Source organism: Candidatus Thorarchaeota archaeon (assembly GCA_021498125.1).
GTDB lineage: Archaea > Asgardarchaeota > Thorarchaeia > Thorarchaeales > Thorarchaeaceae > B65-G9.
Genome location: JAIZWL010000001.1, coordinates 130,742 through 148,785, shown reverse-complemented (window position 1 = coordinate 148,785; position 18,044 = coordinate 130,742). Strand labels below are relative to the sequence as shown.

Here is an 18,044-nt window from a genome sequence, read left to right as displayed (position 1 = left end):
GTATAGAAGTATTAGAGTCGGCGTATTATTGAACATCAGAGTCCCAAAGCTCTAGACGCATCCTATTGATCTCACGGCGCATTCGCTCAAGATAACGATAGACGGCATTATGAGGGGCGCCATCTATCAACATTTGAACAGCACGTTGAGCATAGTCAAGCCCAGGGTCAGAACCTATGAGAGAAACGGTACGACCATAGATGGAGATCTTAGTATCAGTAATTTCCTCAATGACACGGCGAGTACGCCCATGCTCCCCAATAATACGACCCGCAACCCGACGAATTTGCGAAGGGGATGTACCAACAAGCTCTCGTAAAGAGATGACAAGCAACCGTGCGTCCTCATCTATGAGAGATAAAGCATTGTGAGGGCTAAAACCGCGACCAATAGCACGTACGATATCGCGAGCCTTCCAGATCAGAATGGGGTCCTCAGGATCGGGAGACCCAGTGATAGAGACCACACCCTCCGCAGTAATTTCTAGTTGGACATTAGTCAGTTTTTCAATCCGCTTTTTGACACGTCCATTATGACCAATAATCACGCCGACCCGATCAACAGGCACACGCACAATCTCTTGCATTGACATCATTATTCACCTGAGAGAATGTAATCAAATATCGTCCGGGGATCCTCTGTTTCAACACCAAGCTTCTGGAAGTAGGCCGTAATGTTTTGAATATCACGATATAGATACAAACGGGCCTTATCATGCTCCATCAAGACCGATTGTGATACATCAATAAAGATAGGCTCGCCCAACCACAGTATGTTATAGGCACTCAAATCCGCATGCACTAAGTTCGCCTTACGAACACCCATCTCAATCATATCGATAATCTTGTTGAATACTTCAGAAGGATCAGAGAGCCGTACATCCTTTAGCAGAGGGGCCGGAAGGCCAGTCTCAAGGTCGCCTATGAATTCCATCACGACAATATTACGTGCTATATCGATCGGGCGCGGGACGCGTATCCCTGCTTCGTGGTAACGCAATAAATTCTTGAACTCTTTCAGGGCCCACAGTGGTATAAGAGACCGTGATTTTCGCTTGACATGCTGGAATCGCGGATCGCTCAAAATATATTCCAGCATATAGTCAGACTCGGCGGTTGTGACTCTGTAGATCTTCACTGCAACAGGAGCACCATCAGAATCTATGCCATAGTAGACATTTGCCTCTTTTCCGGTGCTTATTGCACCATGAAGCGCAGAGAGCACACCACGATTGAGTAGCTTGTAGAGAGTCTTAAGGGTGGCTGTATCAATTACACCCTCGACTACTTTGAACTCGTCTGAATCATGCCGACGCTTTAGCTTGCGCCGTTCAAATTCGGATTCGATTCGCTTTCGTTTTGTCTCTACTCGCTTCATGAAATAGCACCTTCACTATCACAGAAATTCGTCTGCACGAATTAATAGATGTGTATTTAGAAAAAGGCTCTGATGTTCAAAACGTCTTGAGAACACCATGGCGTTGAAGCCAATCGACCTCATTGTTACGGTATCGCCATACTACATCGCATTTTTCATCCGTCTGGAAGTCCCATGGAACAATGAGAACTAGGTCACCAATACGCAACCAGATTCGTTTCTTGAACTTCCCGATGATTCGTCCAATTCTAATCTCACCATCTTCGCAGCGGACACGGACCCTATCATGTCCTAGCATCTGAATAATAAAAGCGAACATCTCGCCATCATCACGATTAGGAGTACGTACTCGAACTGGTGCATCTGGATTGGGTGTGGGTCTTCTACCTCGTGCCAAAATAATCCTCCGTGTAAATTAAGTCTAAATTAAAGGCCTATAGAGAAGAACTCTCGGCACAACCATTTAAGCGTATTGAAAGGTAAAATCATTCGTCTATGAATTCTTGTGGTGGTAAGAAAAATAGTTTCCCTTCATATGGAAATGCCCGTACTGTGTCACCCACTTGCACAGATGAGAGAGATTCAGTCGCCTCAACTTCAATGGTCTCGAATGTGACCGAGTCCATCAGGTGATAAGGCTGATTGTAGCCTTTTGCGATAACACTGAATTCACGAAAATCGCTCGCAGAGCCCAGATATTGAATAGTCCGCCATTTGGCACTACGTGGACCCACCGTAAATCTAGACTGCTCGACCAGATCAAAACAGCTCACCCCACCCTTACCAAGAGAGAGAATCCAACAGGGATGGTCTGAAACGCTAATGAAGTCACCCTGATGATACCGTGGCAATCGTAAGAGAATGGTCACACGGTATTTTCGTTTGCCACCGCGGTCTTGAGTGACAAGCTTGTAATTCTCTTTACGCTCCGCAAGAAATAGTGACTCAAGTTCATCAGCAATTTTACGAGAGAGATGCTCCGAACCTATTTGGAAGTCGATTCCATATTTGGTACGGGAGGTTCCTGTGACGAAAGCCTTGACATCCTTGCCATATTCCGCAATTGTTCGTTGCGTGACGATTTCAACAATCTGATCGACTTCTTCATCCGTCATGGAACGTCCATCTGCACGTATCTGTAAGATTGATTCGTAGTATCCCCCACTCATCATACCACAAGTGTCACAGGTGGCATAGTGAAGCCGTATCTCTAGAGGTAATCGTTCGGTATGAACAGGCAAATCCGGGTGGGATCTGCCAGTGGCCTCAATCTCCGTTATGAGAACCCGGTCCAGACGATTAAGTACTGTGAGACCGACCTCAATATGTGGATTACTTAGATGTACTTCCCGCGATAGAAGAACATCGATTTGCCGATCAAGCATATCGTCAGCATTAGATGGCCGGGGAACAAGTGAATGCCACCCACCAGCAACCTTTACTGCACCACACCGGCGACAGATCAACAATGTGAGCGGAGTATCAACTGCCATAAGGGGATGTGCCTTTGCATAGCAGTCAGCACAGAGACCATCGATAACAGCCTCTGCACCGCAAACGTAGCACGGTGCGGTCATCACAATCGGCAGCCCTGAGAAGGCTTTACTTAAAACAACTTGCAAATGTGACAAGAAATCGCACAACAGAATCTATTTGTGTAGGCAAACATGGAATAACTTATGCCTCGTGGAAAACGCTGGAGACGAGTCTCCCAAGAACCTTCTGTCCAGGTCTTCAAGCCAGCAGGAATCCCTGCAAATGTCTTGGAAGAGATACTGATCACCGTTGACGAGTTCGAGGCAATACGGTTAGCGGATTATGAAGGTATGAGTCAACGCGATGCCAGTACAGTGATGAATGTGAGCCAACCAACCTTTAACAGAATTCTTTCTTCGGCACGAGGCAAGATCGCGCGGGGACTTGTTCAGGGTTGTGTTCTTCGTATCGAGGGAGGAAAGTACCTTCTTTCTGATGGCAGCGGGATGCTTGTCTGCCAAGACTGCGGAGCGGTCATTGATCCTAATGCAGAAAATACTCACACATGTCCAAATTGTGGATCCAAGCGGATACGTTGGCTACGTTGGGACGATGACAAGGAAGAACAAAAAGACACTAAATGATGCGGTTACAGACGCACCCATTGAGCATGAGGATGACCATCTATATAGATGACTGCATTTTTGTGGACGATTCCTGCATCTATTGCTGCTTGCACTGTGACTTTGCCAATCATGTTAACAATAGTGGCACGATTGATATGAGTCATGCACGTGGACACATCCACCAAGTCGCCACCATAGAATTCCTCACTGACTGTAAATTTGATGCTGCCCTGGGTCAGGGTCTTACCTAACAGGTCCTCATCACAGATCGCAACAACATAGTGTTCTATGGTCTCACGGACGCGCATATACACAGAGGTCATGTTGTTCACGCAACTATATTGGACGAATAGATGTTCGAGCCCCACAGGCGGAACAATTCAGATAGTATACATTACTATGCTTGACAATTGCTGTGTCAGGTCTACCACAGACTGGGCAGATGACATATGCCTCAATGTAGCGATTAAGTACCTCATTGACGATCTCTGCCGGAAATTTTCCGTTGAATACGGCCGTACTGCCCTCGAAAGTGCCTGCTGTTGCAAGTTGACCAGCCACAAACTTCAGGACTTCTTTACCAGGTCGATTGAGAATGTTGACGATCTCCTGGAAATTTTGCCAAATACTTCTATTGCCCTGAACCATGATCTGCACCTTGGGAACTTGAAAGCGTTCCCCAGATCTCTTGAATGCATCCTCTGGCACTTGGGACCTTGCACGTTCAAGCAGCTTCTCGTATTCGTCCATACAAATCTTCCACCATAGTTTGCTATTGAAGCTTCTGTTCTAACACCTAAAGACACCGATTGGATCCTCAATAATAGAGCCGTCCTCTAAAAGGTCAAGAAGACGATGGGTAAGCTCTTTCTTCTGAAATCCTTTTTCGACAAAATAGGACAACACCTCTTCGCTAGAAACAGGGGCATCCTTTGATTTAATAAATTGAAGAATCTGTTGTCTTAAAGGAGCAGTAGAAGAGATCTTCTCAGAAGTGGGCGGTGGTGCGGGTGTATCTGGCTCGGCTGAGGGGGTCGCCACAACAAGACCGCTATCAGATGACATGTCACCTGTTTCACTACCGGATGACTCGATTCCAGGAACACCGCTCCGCTGAAGTAGTGTCCGCAATCGTTCAAGTTTATGCAGAGTTAGTATATTTGAGTCATCTACGGATCGAATAATCTCAGGAGCGATATATCGTTCACCTTCATACTCGCGGATCTTTCCGATGATCAACACAAAACTGCCCTGCGCAATTGAGCTGAGGGCCTGAGCATCACCACCCCAACCCTTTGATCTAATCGTACCTGAACCATCATCAAGTGTTATACTTGAAAACCCTTCAGACGAGTATTGCCCAACAACAAATCCAATCAGGGCAACTCGGCGCATCTCCACACCATAAGGAGATATCACTCGTGGGCCGTCTTCTTTATCAAAAGTTCCATTGATAATATCGGAGACCTCACAACGAATGGCAGTCATTCTTTTTTTCATCGGGCGAAACACCAGCTCATAACAACTACGTGAGTAGTCTCAAGACTGATTCCATGCTCAGGCTATAAAGACTCTTCTAATAAGCAGAAACTACGATACGGTAACCATAATGATTCGTAAAGAATCTACTCGAAGAAATCGGTCAGAGAACTCTGCTTTGAAGATTCTGCCAACTCCTCTAGACGCGCACCAAGTCTGTCGAGGGCTGCTGTAATTCGGCTCTCGCTGAAATCGTGTTCAGTACAAAGAATCGCCCGAATATCATCAGGAGAGGGGTCATGCCATTCTAGATGAGGGAGTTCTATAGACGGGGGATTGAGGAATATCTCACGAATCTCTTCAAGTGGAAAGTCCATCGCAATACCCTTCTCTTTCTGTATTGTTTCAAGATTACCGTATTGTTTGATTAGTTTGAGAGCAGTCTTTGGACCGATTCCTGGCACTTTATTATTATAATCGGTCCCAATAAGAATGGCAATATCAATCAGTTGTTCTCGCGTGATACCCAATAAACGTAGATTGATTGAGAGATCGATAAGTTCGGGATAGATTATCTTGTAGGACTTGGAACGTGATCGTTTTCGCCTGCCAGATACGGAGAGATTACGGATCATTCGAGGGCAATTATAGAGTAGTGAATCATTATCTTGACTTGCACTCGCCCATACAAGATCTTTACGCGTCATCTCTGCTGCTAATGCCTCTCCCTCGGAGGGGGCCTGAATAACAGGAATGCCCATGGCGGTGAGAAGACTCTTACTCTCGTCAATCATATCGGAGGTCAATCGTGAACTTTTACGAGCCGCTTTTTGTGCGTCTTCTAAACGGCCCTCTTCTAGAGCACGTTCCCATTCCTCCTGGGCGGCAACTCGAATGCTTCGTCTACGATCTTGTTCAGCGGACTTGAGTTTGGGAGATTTGCCATCAAAGACATAGACTAGACGGATACCATTCTCTATCAAATTCAGATTTCGATAGAACAGTCCACTAAGGTGACTTGTGACACGTCCTTTTCGATCTTGGAGGGGGGTGCCATCAGGCTGGCGAATTGTGGAGAGAAACTGGTACAGTGTATTGAACGCATCCACGGCAATAGCCTTCCCACTCAAGTCTTGAAGAGAGATTACTTCCGCCTTGATTATATCGCCAAGTTTGGTTCCCACGGTATCAGCTCCCGGCAGGTATAGAATGAACAAGTCCTATATCAATTGAGTGCCGCATTATTCGGTCACCTTCGGTAGGCTTATAAGATTCTCACCTCAGGGAGGCAAAGAACCAGTCAGAAAAAGGACTATCTGGTGAATTCCTTGTCGTCGATGAAAGCAATCCGATGCACCTCTTGTCATAGGTCAATATCACCTCAAGAGGATAGTGTAAAATTTGAATGTCCCAACTGTGGTGCATTCACCATCCGTAGATGTGAAACATGCAGAAGATTTTCTGTCAAATATGTATGCCCCAACTGTGGTTTTGAAGGACCTTAGAACGTGGAGTGAAAACTAATGGCCAGAGTAGTCATGACGTTGAAAATTATGCCTGAAGACGTAGATGTAAATCTAGAAGACCTACGTGAGAGAATCAAGGAGAGCATTCCTGAGGGAACTGATGTTCGCGCAACAGAAATTGTGCCAATTGCTTTTGGCCTCAAGGCTTTAAGAATGAATGTTGCCCGAGAGGAATCGATGGGTGGCCCAGACGACATCGAAAAGGCAATTATGGCCCTTGAGGGTGTCGCACAAGTAGAGGTCGAAATGGTCTCACGAATGTAAAAGTAGTCGAAAATTCAGTCCAATCATTACTCTGGAGAAATACAATATTCTCCGATAAGGGTCTGAAACCTTGAGATTGGCGCGAAATGAATAAGACTATAATTAATTTGACAATAGAGATAAACTCATTAACTGACCTTTCGAGAGGCACATAGAACAAAAGGTATGCCTGAACTACAGTCATTCCTGTTTCTGACGGGCCAAGATATACTTGGAGGATGCACAAACAATGGTCGAAATTGAATTAAAAGTTGCAGAGGCCGAACACAGAGATATTGGCCGATTTATAATTAGAATCGATGCAAAATCCATGGAAAAACTGGGAATTCGCACAGGCGATATTGTTGAGATCAAAGGGAAAAAAACAACAGCCGCAATTGCATGGCCCGCATACCAAGGGGACAAGGGCAGAGAGATCATTCGTATGGATGGTCGCATCCGAAGGAATGCAGGAGTCAGCCTCGGGGACAAGGTAGTAGTGTCACGTGCCAATGAGGAAACTGCACGAAGCGTCACACTTGCACCAACGTCGGTCCCAATTCGACCAGAACCCAGATTTGAGGAGTTTGTAAAGCGCAAGCTTCTGAACTGCCCAGTAACTACTGGGGACATCGTATACATTCCAATATTAGGCAGAGCAATCCAATTCAAAGTCACAGAGGTCAAACCTGCTGGAACGGTTGTAGTGCACAATGTTACAATCTTAGCCATCTCCGAGAAACCGACAGGGGAAATTAATGGAACCTCGCAGGTCACTTACGAGGAGATCGGAGGACTCTCGGAACCAATTCAGAGAATACGCGAGATGGTAGAACTCCCAATGCGCCATCCGGAGATCTTCAAGCGTCTTGGAATAGACCCTCCACGAGGACTCATTCTACATGGCCCACCTGGTACAGGAAAGACATTACTTGCAAAGGCTGTAGCAAGCGAATCAGAGGCCAATTTCATTCACATTAACGGCCCCGAGATCATGTCCAAGTTCTATGGAGAGTCCGAGCAAAAACTCCGGAAGATTTTCGAGGATGCGGAGGAGAATGCACCAAGTATCATATTCATTGACGAACTCGATGCCATTGCACCAAAACGTGAAGATGTGCAAGGTGAGGTAGAACGTCGTGTTGTTGCTCAACTCTTGGCTACAATGGATGGTCTCAAGTCAAGAGGCCAGGTCGTCGTGATAGGAGCAACTAACAGGGTCAATGCACTTGATCCGGCATTACGAAGGCCCGGAAGATTTGATAGAGAGATAGAGATTGGCGTTCCTGACGAGATGGGTCGGCTTGAGATATTGCAGATACACTCACGAGAGATGCCACTGACTTCTGAGGGCGAATTGACAGTTGACTTGACACGCTTGGCCAAGGTCACACATGGCTTTGTGGGTGCAGATTTGCAGGCGTTATGCCGTGAAGCGGCCATGAAGGCACTGCGAAGATATCTTCCAGAGATAGACCTGGATCAAGATGAGATACCTCAAGTGGTATTAGATAAACTCGAGGTCAACGCCTCAGATTTTGAGAACGCCCTACGCGAGATTCAGCCATCAGCGGTTCGCGAGGTCTTTATTGAGGTACCGAATGTGCACTGGTCAGACATTGGCGGTCTTCAAGAGGCTAAACAGGAACTTGTTGAGGTCGTTGAATGGCCACTAAAGAAACCAGAGGCATTCCGCAGGATAGGGATCACACCCCCAAAGGGTGTGCTAATATTCGGACCTCCTGGATGTGGAAAGACACTCCTTGCAAGGGCGGTTGCTACTGAGAGCGAGGCCAACTTCATCAGTGTAAAGGGCCCCGAACTTCTCTCAAAATGGGTCGGAGAGAGCGAGAAGGCGATTCGAGAAATCTTCAGAAAAGCGCGAACTGCCGCACCAGCAGTAATATTCTTTGACGAACTCGATGCGATTGCGCCCAAACGCGGAGGGCGAGATGGGGATGGCCATGTCACTGAGAGGGTCATCAGTCAACTGCTCACTGAGATGGATGGCTTAGAATCGATGAAGGATATCCTAGTCATTGCTGCAACAAATAGACCCGATCTAATTGATGTTGCCCTACTACGTACAGGTCGTTTTGACAGGTTCGTCTATGTCAAGGCACCAGATCCTGAAGGCCGGAGAGAGATATTCCAGATTTATCTCAAGAACATGCCACTGGATGATGACGTGGACGTAGATAGATTAGTTGCCGAAACCGAATTATTTGTTGGAGGCGACATTGAGGCATTATGCCGTGAGGCGGGAATGCGTGCCCTCAGAGAAGACATGAACATAGACAAAGTATCATGGCGTCATTTCGAGGCGGCGCTCAAAGCGATTCATTCATCGGTATCACCTCAGGATCTCGAACACTATGAACGATTGAATGTAGAACTACGCAAGACGACAATTGTAGCAACTACAGATCAATCCAGTTACTACTCGTAAAGGAGGAATATTTGTTGAGTACATGGAATGCAATGCCTCTCAAGAATGTGATTATGACTGTCTTACAAAAGAGGCACGGTGTCATTTTAGATGATGAACTTGAGAGAGCTCTAAAGAAGATCGTGGGGCGACAACCAGCACCATCAGAATTGAACACCGCACTTATGCAATTAGAGATCAATGGCTTGATACATGTCAGCCAGATAACAAAGACCAAACGAAGAATTGAAACTATCACAGAGGCCCACGAGTTTCTGGCCGTAGATGAAGACTAAGTTGAAGGTCGACAGGATGGCGGGGAAGAAAGTACTTGCTGCCGGAAAGTTCGACATACTGCATCTGGGACATATTGCATACTTGGAACAGGCACGGGAACTTGCAGGAGCCGATGGGGAATTAGTAGTAGTCATCGCAAGAGACGATACAATTGTACGAGAACGTGGAGCACCTCCTGTCTTCCCACAAGAACAACGAAGAAGACTCGTTGAATCTCTGAAGACCGTTACACGGGCGGTCATTGGATACGAAACCCAAGATAGAGCTCGTATTGTGGAAGTGCTACAGCCGGACGTAATTGCACTTGGATATGATCAGGAAACTGATGTTGAGAGACTTCAACAACAACTCGATAAGAGAGGGCTTGCTGTCAAAATTGTTCGACTCGAAAAGCGTGATGCGGATGGACTCTCTTCATCCACACGCATCCGCAAACGAATTATTGAGTATTACAAGGCAAATGGCACCACAAGATGATCAGATGATCAATTCACCTCGCGCCTCCGCCTCGAGATACATCTGAGCTTTTCGCTCCCGCCGTTCAAACTCTTTCTTCCAGATGAAATAAGAAACACCAGTCACTACCACCATAAGGGTCAGGCCCAAGAGCGTATACCATCCTGATGTGAAGTGTGTCATAAAATCAACAAGGGGGCCGCTAATGAAATAGGGCCAATTACAGGTCACTCCAAACCAATAGACCAGACCCACGATAGTAATCTCTTTGAGATATCCAATAGCCTGTTCATCATCGTCAAATAGAAAGATGAGGGATCCTAGCCAGAAGAGGTACCAAGGCATGACCCAGCGAAATACAAAGAGAATGCCTGGAAGAAGATAAAGATAGAGCGGTTTTAGAAGGAGAATCTTATCCTTAATTGTTGCAGTCAGAAACTCTGTCTTCTTAGGCAAGTAAAGTGGAAGGGTATGCAACATAAAAGCGATGTATATCATAATGGGAATAAATCCAGGGGGCCAGAAATATGTCTGAAGGGGATCAGTCCCAAGGATAGGACTTGCTAGACCTAATCCCGGATACATAGGATTGACTATGTAACTGCTGTAGTCTGAAGTGTTTAGAAAATGTTTGATAAGAGAGTCGAAGTTTGCACCCAATAATGTGAAGGGGATAATTGTGAGAAGCAATGACGCAAAGAACCACACAGCAGCTACAGGAGCCTCGATAAGCATTAGTGGAAAGACGATAGCAGGGTAAATCTTCGTCTGAACCGCAAGACCTAATGCAAACATAGACTTACCGCGTTGCCCTTCTTGGCGGAGGACTAATGCCATTAATAGAAGCGTGTCGACTATAGGTTCTAATTTTCCACCTCCGGCAGACATAATCAGACCATAGACGAAATAGCCACCAAAAAACATTCGCGCCCATTGAACTTTGTATATCTTGTCACCAAGAAGAATTGCAATCAATACAAGATTGAGATTGAATGTCAATACCAGTAGAAAGTTCAGCCACAGAGGTTGAAGACCGTTAACCCCTGGAAACAACCATACTGCTATTGCGAAGAAGATAAGACCAAAGACTGGATACTCGTATTTAATATTCCCAAGATAAGAGGGGAGGGTATGCTGTCCATCGTTGAAGCCCCACTCTGGAGGGAGTGATTCTACAAGCTCCTGATCAGTCATGTCATAGACTTTGAACCCATAAATCCAGAAGGCCTCACCATACATCTCGTTTCTATTACGGTCACGCTCAATAACAAACATATTTGCTATCGGAATTGCAACCATAGAGATAACCAGACTCAGAACAAGGTAGCGACGCATCTCATAAATCTTAAACGAGATTGCACTTAGCATATAGCAAGACCACCTTTCGACGTAGGAGCGTTCTAGAGAGAACGCCCATTGGGGAGTAATTAAGGTTTTGTCAAAACTGAGAAGCCTAGCTCAAATATGTAGGACATGGCCAGAGATCACATTCAAGACAATTGATACATAGAGAAGGATTTACGGCGATCTTACCATCATCTGCAATGTATAATGCATTTTGCTTACATTGCGGAATACAAGAGCCACAGGCTTGACAAAATAGAGCACGCCGCATAGCTCGCTCGAACGGGGATCTATAACGCTCAACTGTCTTCTCATCAGGTCCACGTATTACCACCGATCCTGAACTGAAGAGAGTAATACTTACTGGGCCGGATTCAACGCGTAAAGCCCCAAGTTCCTCTGACGATTTTACGGAACCAAAGATTGGCAATAACTGCTTGACTCGATCAAAATCGACTCCGGAAGTGAATTGCCCCTCCAGACTATAACCAGACGCGACACAGGGAGAAACCCCTTTTACGATATCAAGCCGGAATTCTTGAGAACTGGTCGCGCGATCGCTCTTCAGAGCAAGCCCAAGACCTTTAGCAAGTTCCTGCTGTCCTTTAGGGAGATGCTTCCATCGCCAAAAACCAAGATCCGCCCATTCTTGGGGGAACCCATATCGGTCTGCCCATTTTAGAAGAGTTGTCCGCCAACGGGAATATAGCTCAGGATGTGTTGTCTTAAGTTGCTCAAGTTCTGCAAGAGGAGATGAAGGACACAGATAGCAACCCATGCGATGATAGCCTTTTGTATACAGAGGATTAAATGTGGTCTTTTCTCGAAAGATATACAACCATACCTCAAGGGCATTCCATCGTTGAATAGGATTTGCAGATATCTGACCAGGTACCCAAGGGTTGGATGTGACACGCGGTTCGATTGAGCGTTGAAATGATTCCAATCGACGCTGCCCCATGAAGGAGAGAGTAGCACCGCCCATTTTCTCTGCAATTGCTGTTGCAGCAGGACCAAGTTTCAGTACCTTACAACACCATCTGAAATCACGAGCTGGTGGGCCGAATACTTCCACCGACTCCCAGAACTGGTCCCCTGCACGTTCGCCGATGATGTCGGCCCCATGCTCTTTTGCGAATTCATGAACATGAGCTACAGTCTCAGGCAATTCGAGACCCGTATCCATGAAGAAGAGAGGCGGACTGTGACCGAGAGCCTTCTCAACAAGAAGATACGTCACAAGAGAGTCCTTCCCACCGCTAAATCCAACTACAACAGGAAGCTTGCGGTCGTATGTGATCTTCTTGATGAACTGGATGGCCTCCTGCTCAATCGCCAGAATATCCTGTTCGTTCGCCCGTACAACATCGTCCCAGCTAGCAGTCTGTGCATTGATATGTGACCCTTCAGAGTCGTCAAACTCCCGTATCTTAACGGCAAACCCACGATGCTCAAGAGCCATAGCCTCACCGCTCATGCGTGCCATCCCCACTCCAATGACTCTGCCCATAGAGTCGAGAAGCATGACATCGTCACCGACCTCAATCTCGGAGTCGCACCCAACTATTCCGGGCACCATAAGATTTGCGCCACCCTTGAGATAGGGTATCGCATCATCCGAACATGAGACCCACTTTCTCCGGCTGAACTTTGAGATCCTGCGACCTCCCTCCAACGAGAGAACAAACTTGTAACGCCTATCAGGGATCTCAAAACGAAGGCGACCAAGAATATATCCATCGACTATGACTTCATACATTGCATCCAAAGATGAGACCTTGTTCAGTACGATGGGCTTGTCAGAAGGGAATACAGAGGAACCAACACCTTCTCCAAACTGATCGTCAACCGTATCAATGACGCGACGGAGATGACCCTCCATTGCGGGGAAAGGATCCCCCGGAGGAGAGATCGACACCCGGCGAGGTAATTCTCCACAGACACTACATGGGGTGTTCTCAAAACGAGGCGCATTACAATGATCACACCAGTACAGACGAATCTTAGTCAGATAAGGTGCATGGCCTCTTCGGAATTTTCGTCTCTTCTTGCGTGTCAGTAAAAGCAACCCCAGTATCGATTGTATTATTCGTGGAAACCAGCCAAGATTTGGATACCTTTACTTGCACCAATCCTTGTTGCTCCTGCACTGATCATTGCAAGTGCATCCTCAAAGGTGCGAATTCCACCAGCTGCCTTGATACCAAGACGCCCACCCACGGTCTCATGCATAATTTTGACATCATCTACAGACGCACCACGTGGACCAAACCCTGTTGATGTCTTTACGAAGTGAGCACCTGCATCTTCACAGATCTTGCAGGCTTGTACAATCTCATCGGTAGTGAGATACCCGGTCTCAAGAATGACCTTAACGGTATGACCAGATGCACCTTCTACTACCGCAGCAATGTCAGATCGTACTGCTTCAAAATCACCCGACTTGAAGGCACCAATATTCAGCACCATATCGATCTCAGCGGCACCATTCTTGACTGCTGCACGGGTCTCACAGACCTTAGCATCAGTTATCATGGCACCTAAGGGGAAACCAATAACACTGCACACCTTAACCTCTGTACCTTTTAGGGCCTCGGCTGCAATGGCAACATTATGGCTATTAACACAGACAGCTCCAAATTTGTGTGCCACAGCCTCGGAACAAAGACTACGAATTCGCTCTTCAGTAGCATCGGGTTTGAGTTCCGTATGATCAATCATTTGTGCCAATTTGGTAACAGTTAGCTCCATTCGTGATGCACCAATGCACCGAACATGAGAGCACTATTAACCGCTTCGAAAGCGACGCGAATCATGGGCCCCCAAGATAACTGCGAATATCATCGAGCACTTCCTTTTGAAGACGAATAACATCGTGCACTTCGATCTCTTCCGCATCTTTGACTTCAGAATTGAGCTGAATCACAGTGCCAACGGTCTCCACTTTTGAAAAGTCTACGGGAAATTCGACCTCAGCGCCCTTGACTATAAGTTCTGATCGAGTTGGATGCAGACCAATTCGAATGCTACGGACAATTCCTATTCGACGGGCTCGGCTGTCAAGGACCTCTTTACCCAGAAGTCTTCCGGGCATACTCAGTTCATACAGTTCAGCCTCGATGCTGGGTAACGCCTCTTTAGTTGTCATTGTCACTTGCTCCTGATATTGAATTCCACATCCAACTTTTTACCCTGAGTATTACGTGATACCTATACAAACAGTAATGTTCTGCCAGCGATAAAGCCAAGCGAATACATGAAATCTGGTAGATGAAATAGGAACGTCAACCAACTATATGGTGAACTTGTATAGAAATCATAAAGAACACATCTGAGGCGTGGTCAAGTGACTAAAGTGTCATACATCAAACAAGCTCTGATCAAAAAACAGGCCATTGAATTCAGAAAGTATCAGGTAAATATAGCAAAGACCGCCGCGCAAAAAGACACTCTAGTCATTCTGAGCACAGGGTTAGGCAAGACGGTAATAGCAGCACTAGTTGCCGCATATAGAATTGACAAGTACCCTGACAGTAAGATTCTGTTTTTGGCGCCATCAAGACCCTTAGTGGATCAACAAGCACGGTTTATGAGACGTGTACTTGATATTCCCGAAGAGAAGATCGTCTGCCTGACCGGTCAGGACAGCCCCTCAGATCGATGTGATATCTGGAAACAAAGCACGGTCATTGCAATGACCCCACAGGCACTTCAAAATGATCTCATTCAGGGAAGGTATGACCTGCATGATGTATCACTCATAGTATTCGACGAGGCACATAGGGGAGTTGGGAACTATGCCTATACGTTTGTTGCAGAGATGTATGAAAAACATGGTCAACACAGACGCGCTCTGGGGCTGACTGCATCACCAGGACACGATGCGGAACAGGTAAAGACGGTATGTGAAAACCTTAGGCTTGACAATATTGAGATCCGTGACACCAATAGTCCAGATGTGCGGGAATATATCGTATCTATCGACAGCGATGTCAGATACATCACCTTACCATCAGAGATAGAGGTGCTACGGGACATTCTTTACGATCTACTCAACGTCTACATAGCCCCACTGAAAAACTATGGATACTCGCTCTCTAACCCGCGAAGATTGAGTAAGAGAGAGATACTTGACCTGCAAGGTTCGATTCGCAGAGAGATTGGAACATTTACCAAACCACCTAAACATCTATTCATAATGATCAGAAATCTCACTGCTGCTCTAAGAGTCAATGGGCTTCTCGAGTTTGTCGGCACTCAAGGACTTGCCCCAACATTGCGGTATATTCAGGGTATGTACGAGGAGATCAGGAACAAACGGAGTTCAAAAGGTGTAAAGGATCTGATCACTCGTTCCGAGTTTAAGCAGTTTGAGAACCTACTTCAGGCACTGATTGCAAAGGGGCATAGACACCCCAAGGCGGACATGATTCTCGAAATTGTGAGCGAGCAATTATCTGTAGATAAAGACTCCAGGATACTGGTCTTCACGAGGTTTCGTGACACTGCAATTGAGATCGCAGATATTTTGGGGCAACTGGACGAGGCCCGTGTCAGCAGGTTTGTCGGACAGAGTTCCCGAAGTTTAGATAAGGGCTTTAGTCAAAAACAACAAGTCCAGGTTCTCGAGGGCTTTAGGAACAACGAGTTCAATGTTCTTGTGGCAACTCAAGTCGGAGAAGAGGGCCTCGATATCCCCGAGTGCAATCTTGTCGTTTTTTATGACTGTGTTCCATCAATCGTACCATATATTCAAAGACGCGGAAGAACAGGGCGTCACGCTCCGGGACGTGTCATCATTTTTGTGGCGAGGGGGACTCATGACGAGTTTTACCATTGGAGTGTAATTAGTAAATTAAAACGAATGGCATCAACTTTGAGGGAGGTGGAAGACACCATGGACGAGACTCAAACAAATCTTGAGGATTTTGTGGAGGAGGAAGAAGAGAAAGAAGAGACTACCGAGACCAAAGCTACTAGACACACTTCACCACGAGCCTCTTCCGAGGGGCGTGTGCGATTGATTGTGGACTCGCGTGAGCTGCCTACAGGGGTGGCACGAGAACTTGCACGACTAGATATAGAGATCTCAGGAGAGACCCTTGAGATTGGAGATTATGTTGCCTCAGAGGATGTTGCAATAGAGAGAAAGGAGGCCAATGATTTCATCCAATCGTTAATTGATGGTCGCCTCTTTACCCAGCTGAGTGCATTACGTGCGGCATATAGAAGACCAGTCCTGATCATTGAGGGGGAGCAGATCATTGGGCTGCGAGCAGTGAATCCGGCCGCAATATATGGTGCATTAGCGTCAATAGCGATTCGCCTGCAGATCCCAATTTTATGGTCTAGGAACTTTGAGGAGACTGCACAATTGCTATACCGAATAGCAGTGATTGAACAGCGAGAGGAGAAAAAGACTCTCAGGACAAGGTCTGGGGAGAGAAAGGCAAGTGATGCACAGACACTAGAATATATTCTGTCAGGATTTCCAGGGGTGGACACGGTAATATCACGTGCACTACTTGAGGAGTTTGGAACCCTCGAACAGATCTTTAACACGGATGAAAAAGAGTTGAAGAGAGTGAGAGGCGTAGGGCCAAAGATTGCAAGTGCCATTAAACGTCTATTACGAACGAAATATCCCACTCATCAAAATTGATAGGTCAATAAACCTCTGGATTCTTCCCGGCCCCCTTTCGGTACGCCTCTCGAATCTGGTCTGTAACCCTTCTACTAATAGCCCAATAGCGTTCATAGTCTTCATTGTGTAAATGTATCACACTCAGAAGGCGCCTGAGGGCGATATACACCTCTGGATCAAGGATTGGAACACTGCGCAGAGTGCTTTCAGCATGACGCCGACCCTTTCGCCAGAGCTTGTCCCATTCAACATATTGTTCGGTCAGCTCTTTGAGCCGAGGTTCTTCTGGAATCGCAAAGCCAAGCTGCTTCATGACTGAAACAATATTGTAGGCCATTGCAATATCCGCTGCTCTTCGTTCAGGAATGCCTGTAAGATGTTCGGTTGCAATAAAGATACTCTCAGCCGTTGCGCGCCACAGCTTCTGCATTATGTGTGTATCACCATTACCAGCAGGCTCGTAACCGTCCTGTCTGATAAGACCAGCACGCTCAAGTTCCTTGAGATGATAGCGTACGGTCTGCGGTTTGATCTCCTTATCAGGATCCTTACGTGAGAGAAACTCTACTATCTCAGATGTAGACATGCGTCTTGCCTTTAGAGCATGAAGGATACGTCGTCTGTTTTCATCGGCTAATGCCTTGAATGCAGAGATTGCTTCCTCGCCTGTTAAGATCTTGAGAGAGTCCATCCCACTATCACCCGTCATGCAGGACGCGCCATCAGTTATCTTCCCATGAAGGTGTAGCACATCAGATGTTTTGTCAGTTTCTGAGTGGGAAGAGTGACGGTGGCGTCGTTCAACGGTTTCCATTTGCCTTCCTCATGCAGGGATGTAAATGTACTGCCGCATATCCTGAAGACAGGGTACTCGTTTGATCAGTTTCTTTTTCAACAGTTTTCTAAGTGCGTATCTAACAGTCCGTGGAGCAAATGACACCTTATCCAAGAGTTGTTTGGGGGTGACACCGTCTTTTCCACTACTTCGCAGAATATCAAGTACAATCATCTGACTCTTGGTTAGTTTCATGTCCTTAAGTTCTTCCTTAAGTTCTGCATCGGTCATCATTTTTATCGAATCTCCATTATCTAATTAGGTCATAGATTGATTAAGTATGCATCAATGTTACGACACAAGTCACTATAAT

21 protein-coding genes are annotated in these 18,044 nt (G+C 46.3%); 7 read left to right on the top strand and 14 right to left on the bottom strand.

Annotated elements, in window-relative coordinates; genetic code table 11:
• Positions 1 to 25: 25 nt before the first annotated feature.
• From K9W43_00815 to K9W43_00800, 4 genes are all read right to left on the bottom strand, one after another.
• A complete protein-coding gene (locus tag K9W43_00815; GenBank protein ID MCF2135763.1) occupies positions 26 to 595 on the bottom strand; it encodes a KH domain-containing protein in 570 nt (189 codons plus the stop codon).
• On the bottom strand, positions 595 to 1,377 hold the full coding sequence (locus K9W43_00810; GenBank protein MCF2135762.1) for a serine protein kinase RIO: 783 nt from the start codon (positions 1,375 to 1,377) through the stop codon (positions 595 to 597). Before K9W43_00810 ends, K9W43_00815 begins: the two co-directional genes overlap by 1 nt.
• 76 nt (positions 1,378 to 1,453) lie before the next feature.
• Entirely contained in the window at positions 1,454 to 1,774 is a 321-nt protein-coding gene (gene eif1A, locus K9W43_00805) for a translation initiation factor eIF-1A (GenBank protein MCF2135761.1), read from the bottom strand.
• An 88-nt stretch (positions 1,775 to 1,862) separates the two neighbouring features.
• Positions 1,863 to 2,954 (bottom strand): hypothetical protein, encoded by a 1,092-nt coding sequence (locus tag K9W43_00800; GenBank protein ID MCF2135760.1) that lies wholly within the window; start codon positions 2,952 to 2,954, stop codon positions 1,863 to 1,865.
• 102 nt (positions 2,955 to 3,056) lie between these two features.
• Here K9W43_00800 and K9W43_00795 point away from each other — a divergent pair, with 102 nt between their 5' ends.
• Entirely contained in the window at positions 3,057 to 3,497 is a 441-nt protein-coding gene (locus K9W43_00795) for a DUF134 domain-containing protein (protein MCF2135759.1), read from the top strand.
• 5 nt (positions 3,498 to 3,502) lie between these two features.
• Here the strand turns inward: K9W43_00795 and K9W43_00790 are convergent, their stop codons facing one another.
• The 4 genes from K9W43_00790 to fen all read right to left on the bottom strand — a co-directional run bounded on the left by K9W43_00790 (position 3,503) and on the right by fen (position 6,142).
• Entirely contained in the window at positions 3,503 to 3,802 is a 300-nt protein-coding gene (locus tag K9W43_00790) for a DUF424 family protein (GenBank protein MCF2135758.1), read from the bottom strand.
• Positions 3,803 to 3,815: 13 nt separating this feature from the next.
• A complete protein-coding gene (locus K9W43_00785; protein ID MCF2135757.1) occupies positions 3,816 to 4,229 on the bottom strand; it encodes a translation initiation factor IF-2 subunit beta in 414 nt (137 codons plus the stop codon).
• A 39-nt stretch (positions 4,230 to 4,268) separates the two neighbouring features.
• Entirely contained in the window at positions 4,269 to 4,979 is a 711-nt protein-coding gene (locus tag K9W43_00780) for a hypothetical protein (GenBank protein MCF2135756.1), read from the bottom strand.
• A gap of 125 nt (positions 4,980 to 5,104) precedes the next feature.
• Complete coding sequence (gene fen / locus K9W43_00775; GenBank protein ID MCF2135755.1) at positions 5,105 to 6,142, bottom strand: flap endonuclease-1; 1,038 nt, start codon at positions 6,140 to 6,142, stop codon at positions 5,105 to 5,107.
• 153 nt (positions 6,143 to 6,295) lie between these two features.
• Here fen and K9W43_00770 point away from each other — a divergent pair, with 153 nt between their 5' ends.
• From K9W43_00770 to K9W43_00750, 5 genes are all read left to right on the top strand, one after another.
• Positions 6,296 to 6,463: a zinc finger domain-containing protein gene (locus tag K9W43_00770; GenBank protein ID MCF2135754.1), complete on the top strand. Its 168-nt coding sequence runs from the start codon at positions 6,296 to 6,298 to the stop codon at positions 6,461 to 6,463.
• A gap of 18 nt (positions 6,464 to 6,481) precedes the next feature.
• On the top strand, positions 6,482 to 6,748 hold the full coding sequence (locus K9W43_00765) for an elongation factor 1-beta (GenBank protein ID MCF2135753.1): 267 nt from the start codon (positions 6,482 to 6,484) through the stop codon (positions 6,746 to 6,748).
• 229 nt (positions 6,749 to 6,977) lie between these two features.
• Positions 6,978 to 9,176 carry a CDC48 family AAA ATPase gene (locus tag K9W43_00760; protein ID MCF2135752.1) on the top strand — a complete coding sequence of 733 codons (2,199 nt, stop codon included), beginning with the start codon at positions 6,978 to 6,980 and terminating at the stop codon, positions 9,174 to 9,176.
• A 14-nt stretch (positions 9,177 to 9,190) separates the two neighbouring features.
• Positions 9,191 to 9,451 (top strand): hypothetical protein, encoded by a 261-nt coding sequence (locus K9W43_00755; GenBank protein ID MCF2135751.1) that lies wholly within the window; start codon positions 9,191 to 9,193, stop codon positions 9,449 to 9,451.
• A gap of 1 nt (position 9,452) precedes the next feature.
• Positions 9,453 to 9,929: an FAD synthase gene (locus tag K9W43_00750; protein MCF2135750.1), complete on the top strand. Its 477-nt coding sequence runs from the start codon at positions 9,453 to 9,455 to the stop codon at positions 9,927 to 9,929.
• Here the strand turns inward: K9W43_00750 and K9W43_00745 are convergent, their stop codons facing one another.
• The 4 genes from K9W43_00745 to K9W43_00730 all read right to left on the bottom strand — a co-directional run bounded on the left by K9W43_00745 (position 9,930) and on the right by K9W43_00730 (position 14,400).
• Positions 9,930 to 11,276 (bottom strand): hypothetical protein, encoded by a 1,347-nt coding sequence (locus K9W43_00745; protein MCF2135749.1) that lies wholly within the window; start codon positions 11,274 to 11,276, stop codon positions 9,930 to 9,932.
• Positions 11,277 to 11,361: 85 nt separating this feature from the next.
• The gene (locus K9W43_00740; protein MCF2135748.1) at positions 11,362 to 13,320 is read right to left on the bottom strand and encodes a phosphoadenosine phosphosulfate reductase family protein; all 1,959 of its coding nucleotides are present in this window, start codon (positions 13,318 to 13,320) and stop codon (positions 11,362 to 11,364) included.
• A gap of 17 nt (positions 13,321 to 13,337) precedes the next feature.
• On the bottom strand, positions 13,338 to 14,003 hold the full coding sequence (deoC, locus tag K9W43_00735) for a deoxyribose-phosphate aldolase (protein ID MCF2135747.1): 666 nt from the start codon (positions 14,001 to 14,003) through the stop codon (positions 13,338 to 13,340).
• A gap of 61 nt (positions 14,004 to 14,064) precedes the next feature.
• Positions 14,065 to 14,400 carry a hypothetical protein gene (locus K9W43_00730; protein MCF2135746.1) on the bottom strand — a complete coding sequence of 112 codons (336 nt, stop codon included), beginning with the start codon at positions 14,398 to 14,400 and terminating at the stop codon, positions 14,065 to 14,067.
• 198 nt (positions 14,401 to 14,598) lie between these two features.
• Here K9W43_00730 and K9W43_00725 point away from each other — a divergent pair, with 198 nt between their 5' ends.
• Entirely contained in the window at positions 14,599 to 16,914 is a 2,316-nt protein-coding gene (locus K9W43_00725; GenBank protein MCF2135745.1) for a DEAD/DEAH box helicase, read from the top strand.
• A 4-nt stretch (positions 16,915 to 16,918) separates the two neighbouring features.
• Here K9W43_00725 and K9W43_00720 read toward each other — a convergent pair whose 3' ends face one another.
• Together K9W43_00720 and K9W43_00715 are read right to left on the bottom strand one after the other, a co-directional pair.
• Positions 16,919 to 17,710, bottom strand: a complete 792-nt coding sequence (locus K9W43_00720; protein MCF2135744.1) for a helix-turn-helix domain-containing protein — start codon at positions 17,708 to 17,710, stop codon at positions 16,919 to 16,921.
• A 9-nt stretch (positions 17,711 to 17,719) separates the two neighbouring features.
• Positions 17,720 to 17,965: a MarR family transcriptional regulator gene (locus K9W43_00715; GenBank protein ID MCF2135743.1), complete on the bottom strand. Its 246-nt coding sequence runs from the start codon at positions 17,963 to 17,965 to the stop codon at positions 17,720 to 17,722.
• Positions 17,966 to 18,044: the final 79 nt, after the last annotated feature.

Excerpts from the sequence above, each read along its gene's own strand:
- K9W43_00760 (MCF2135752.1), top strand. The coding sequence starts at position 6,978 with ATGGTCGAAATTGAATTAAAAGTTGCAGAGGCCGAACACAGAGATATT.
- K9W43_00785 (MCF2135757.1), bottom strand. The coding sequence starts at position 4,229 with ATGGACGAATACGAGAAGCTGCTTGAACGTGCAAGGTCCCAAGTGCCA.
- K9W43_00795 (MCF2135759.1), top strand. The coding sequence starts at position 3,057 with ATGCCTCGTGGAAAACGCTGGAGACGAGTCTCCCAAGAACCTTCTGTC.
- K9W43_00770 (MCF2135754.1), top strand. The coding sequence starts at position 6,296 with ATGAAAGCAATCCGATGCACCTCTTGTCATAGGTCAATATCACCTCAA.
- K9W43_00810 (MCF2135762.1), bottom strand. The coding sequence starts at position 1,377 with ATGAAGCGAGTAGAGACAAAACGAAAGCGAATCGAATCCGAATTTGAA.
- K9W43_00745 (MCF2135749.1), bottom strand. The coding sequence starts at position 11,276 with ATGCTAAGTGCAATCTCGTTTAAGATTTATGAGATGCGTCGCTACCTT.
- K9W43_00780 (MCF2135756.1), bottom strand. The coding sequence starts at position 4,979 with ATGAAAAAAAGAATGACTGCCATTCGTTGTGAGGTCTCCGATATTATC.
- deoC (MCF2135747.1), bottom strand. The coding sequence starts at position 14,003 with ATGGAGCTAACTGTTACCAAATTGGCACAAATGATTGATCATACGGAA.
- K9W43_00720 (MCF2135744.1), bottom strand. The coding sequence starts at position 17,710 with ATGGAAACCGTTGAACGACGCCACCGTCACTCTTCCCACTCAGAAACT.
- K9W43_00730 (MCF2135746.1), bottom strand. The coding sequence starts at position 14,400 with ATGACAACTAAAGAGGCGTTACCCAGCATCGAGGCTGAACTGTATGAA.
- K9W43_00715 (MCF2135743.1), bottom strand. The coding sequence starts at position 17,965 with ATGATGACCGATGCAGAACTTAAGGAAGAACTTAAGGACATGAAACTA.
- K9W43_00790 (MCF2135758.1), bottom strand. The coding sequence starts at position 3,802 with ATGACCTCTGTGTATATGCGCGTCCGTGAGACCATAGAACACTATGTT.
- K9W43_00815 (MCF2135763.1), bottom strand. The coding sequence starts at position 595 with ATGATGTCAATGCAAGAGATTGTGCGTGTGCCTGTTGATCGGGTCGGC.
- K9W43_00765 (MCF2135753.1), top strand. The coding sequence starts at position 6,482 with ATGGCCAGAGTAGTCATGACGTTGAAAATTATGCCTGAAGACGTAGAT.
- K9W43_00800 (MCF2135760.1), bottom strand. The coding sequence starts at position 2,954 with ATGACCGCACCGTGCTACGTTTGCGGTGCAGAGGCTGTTATCGATGGT.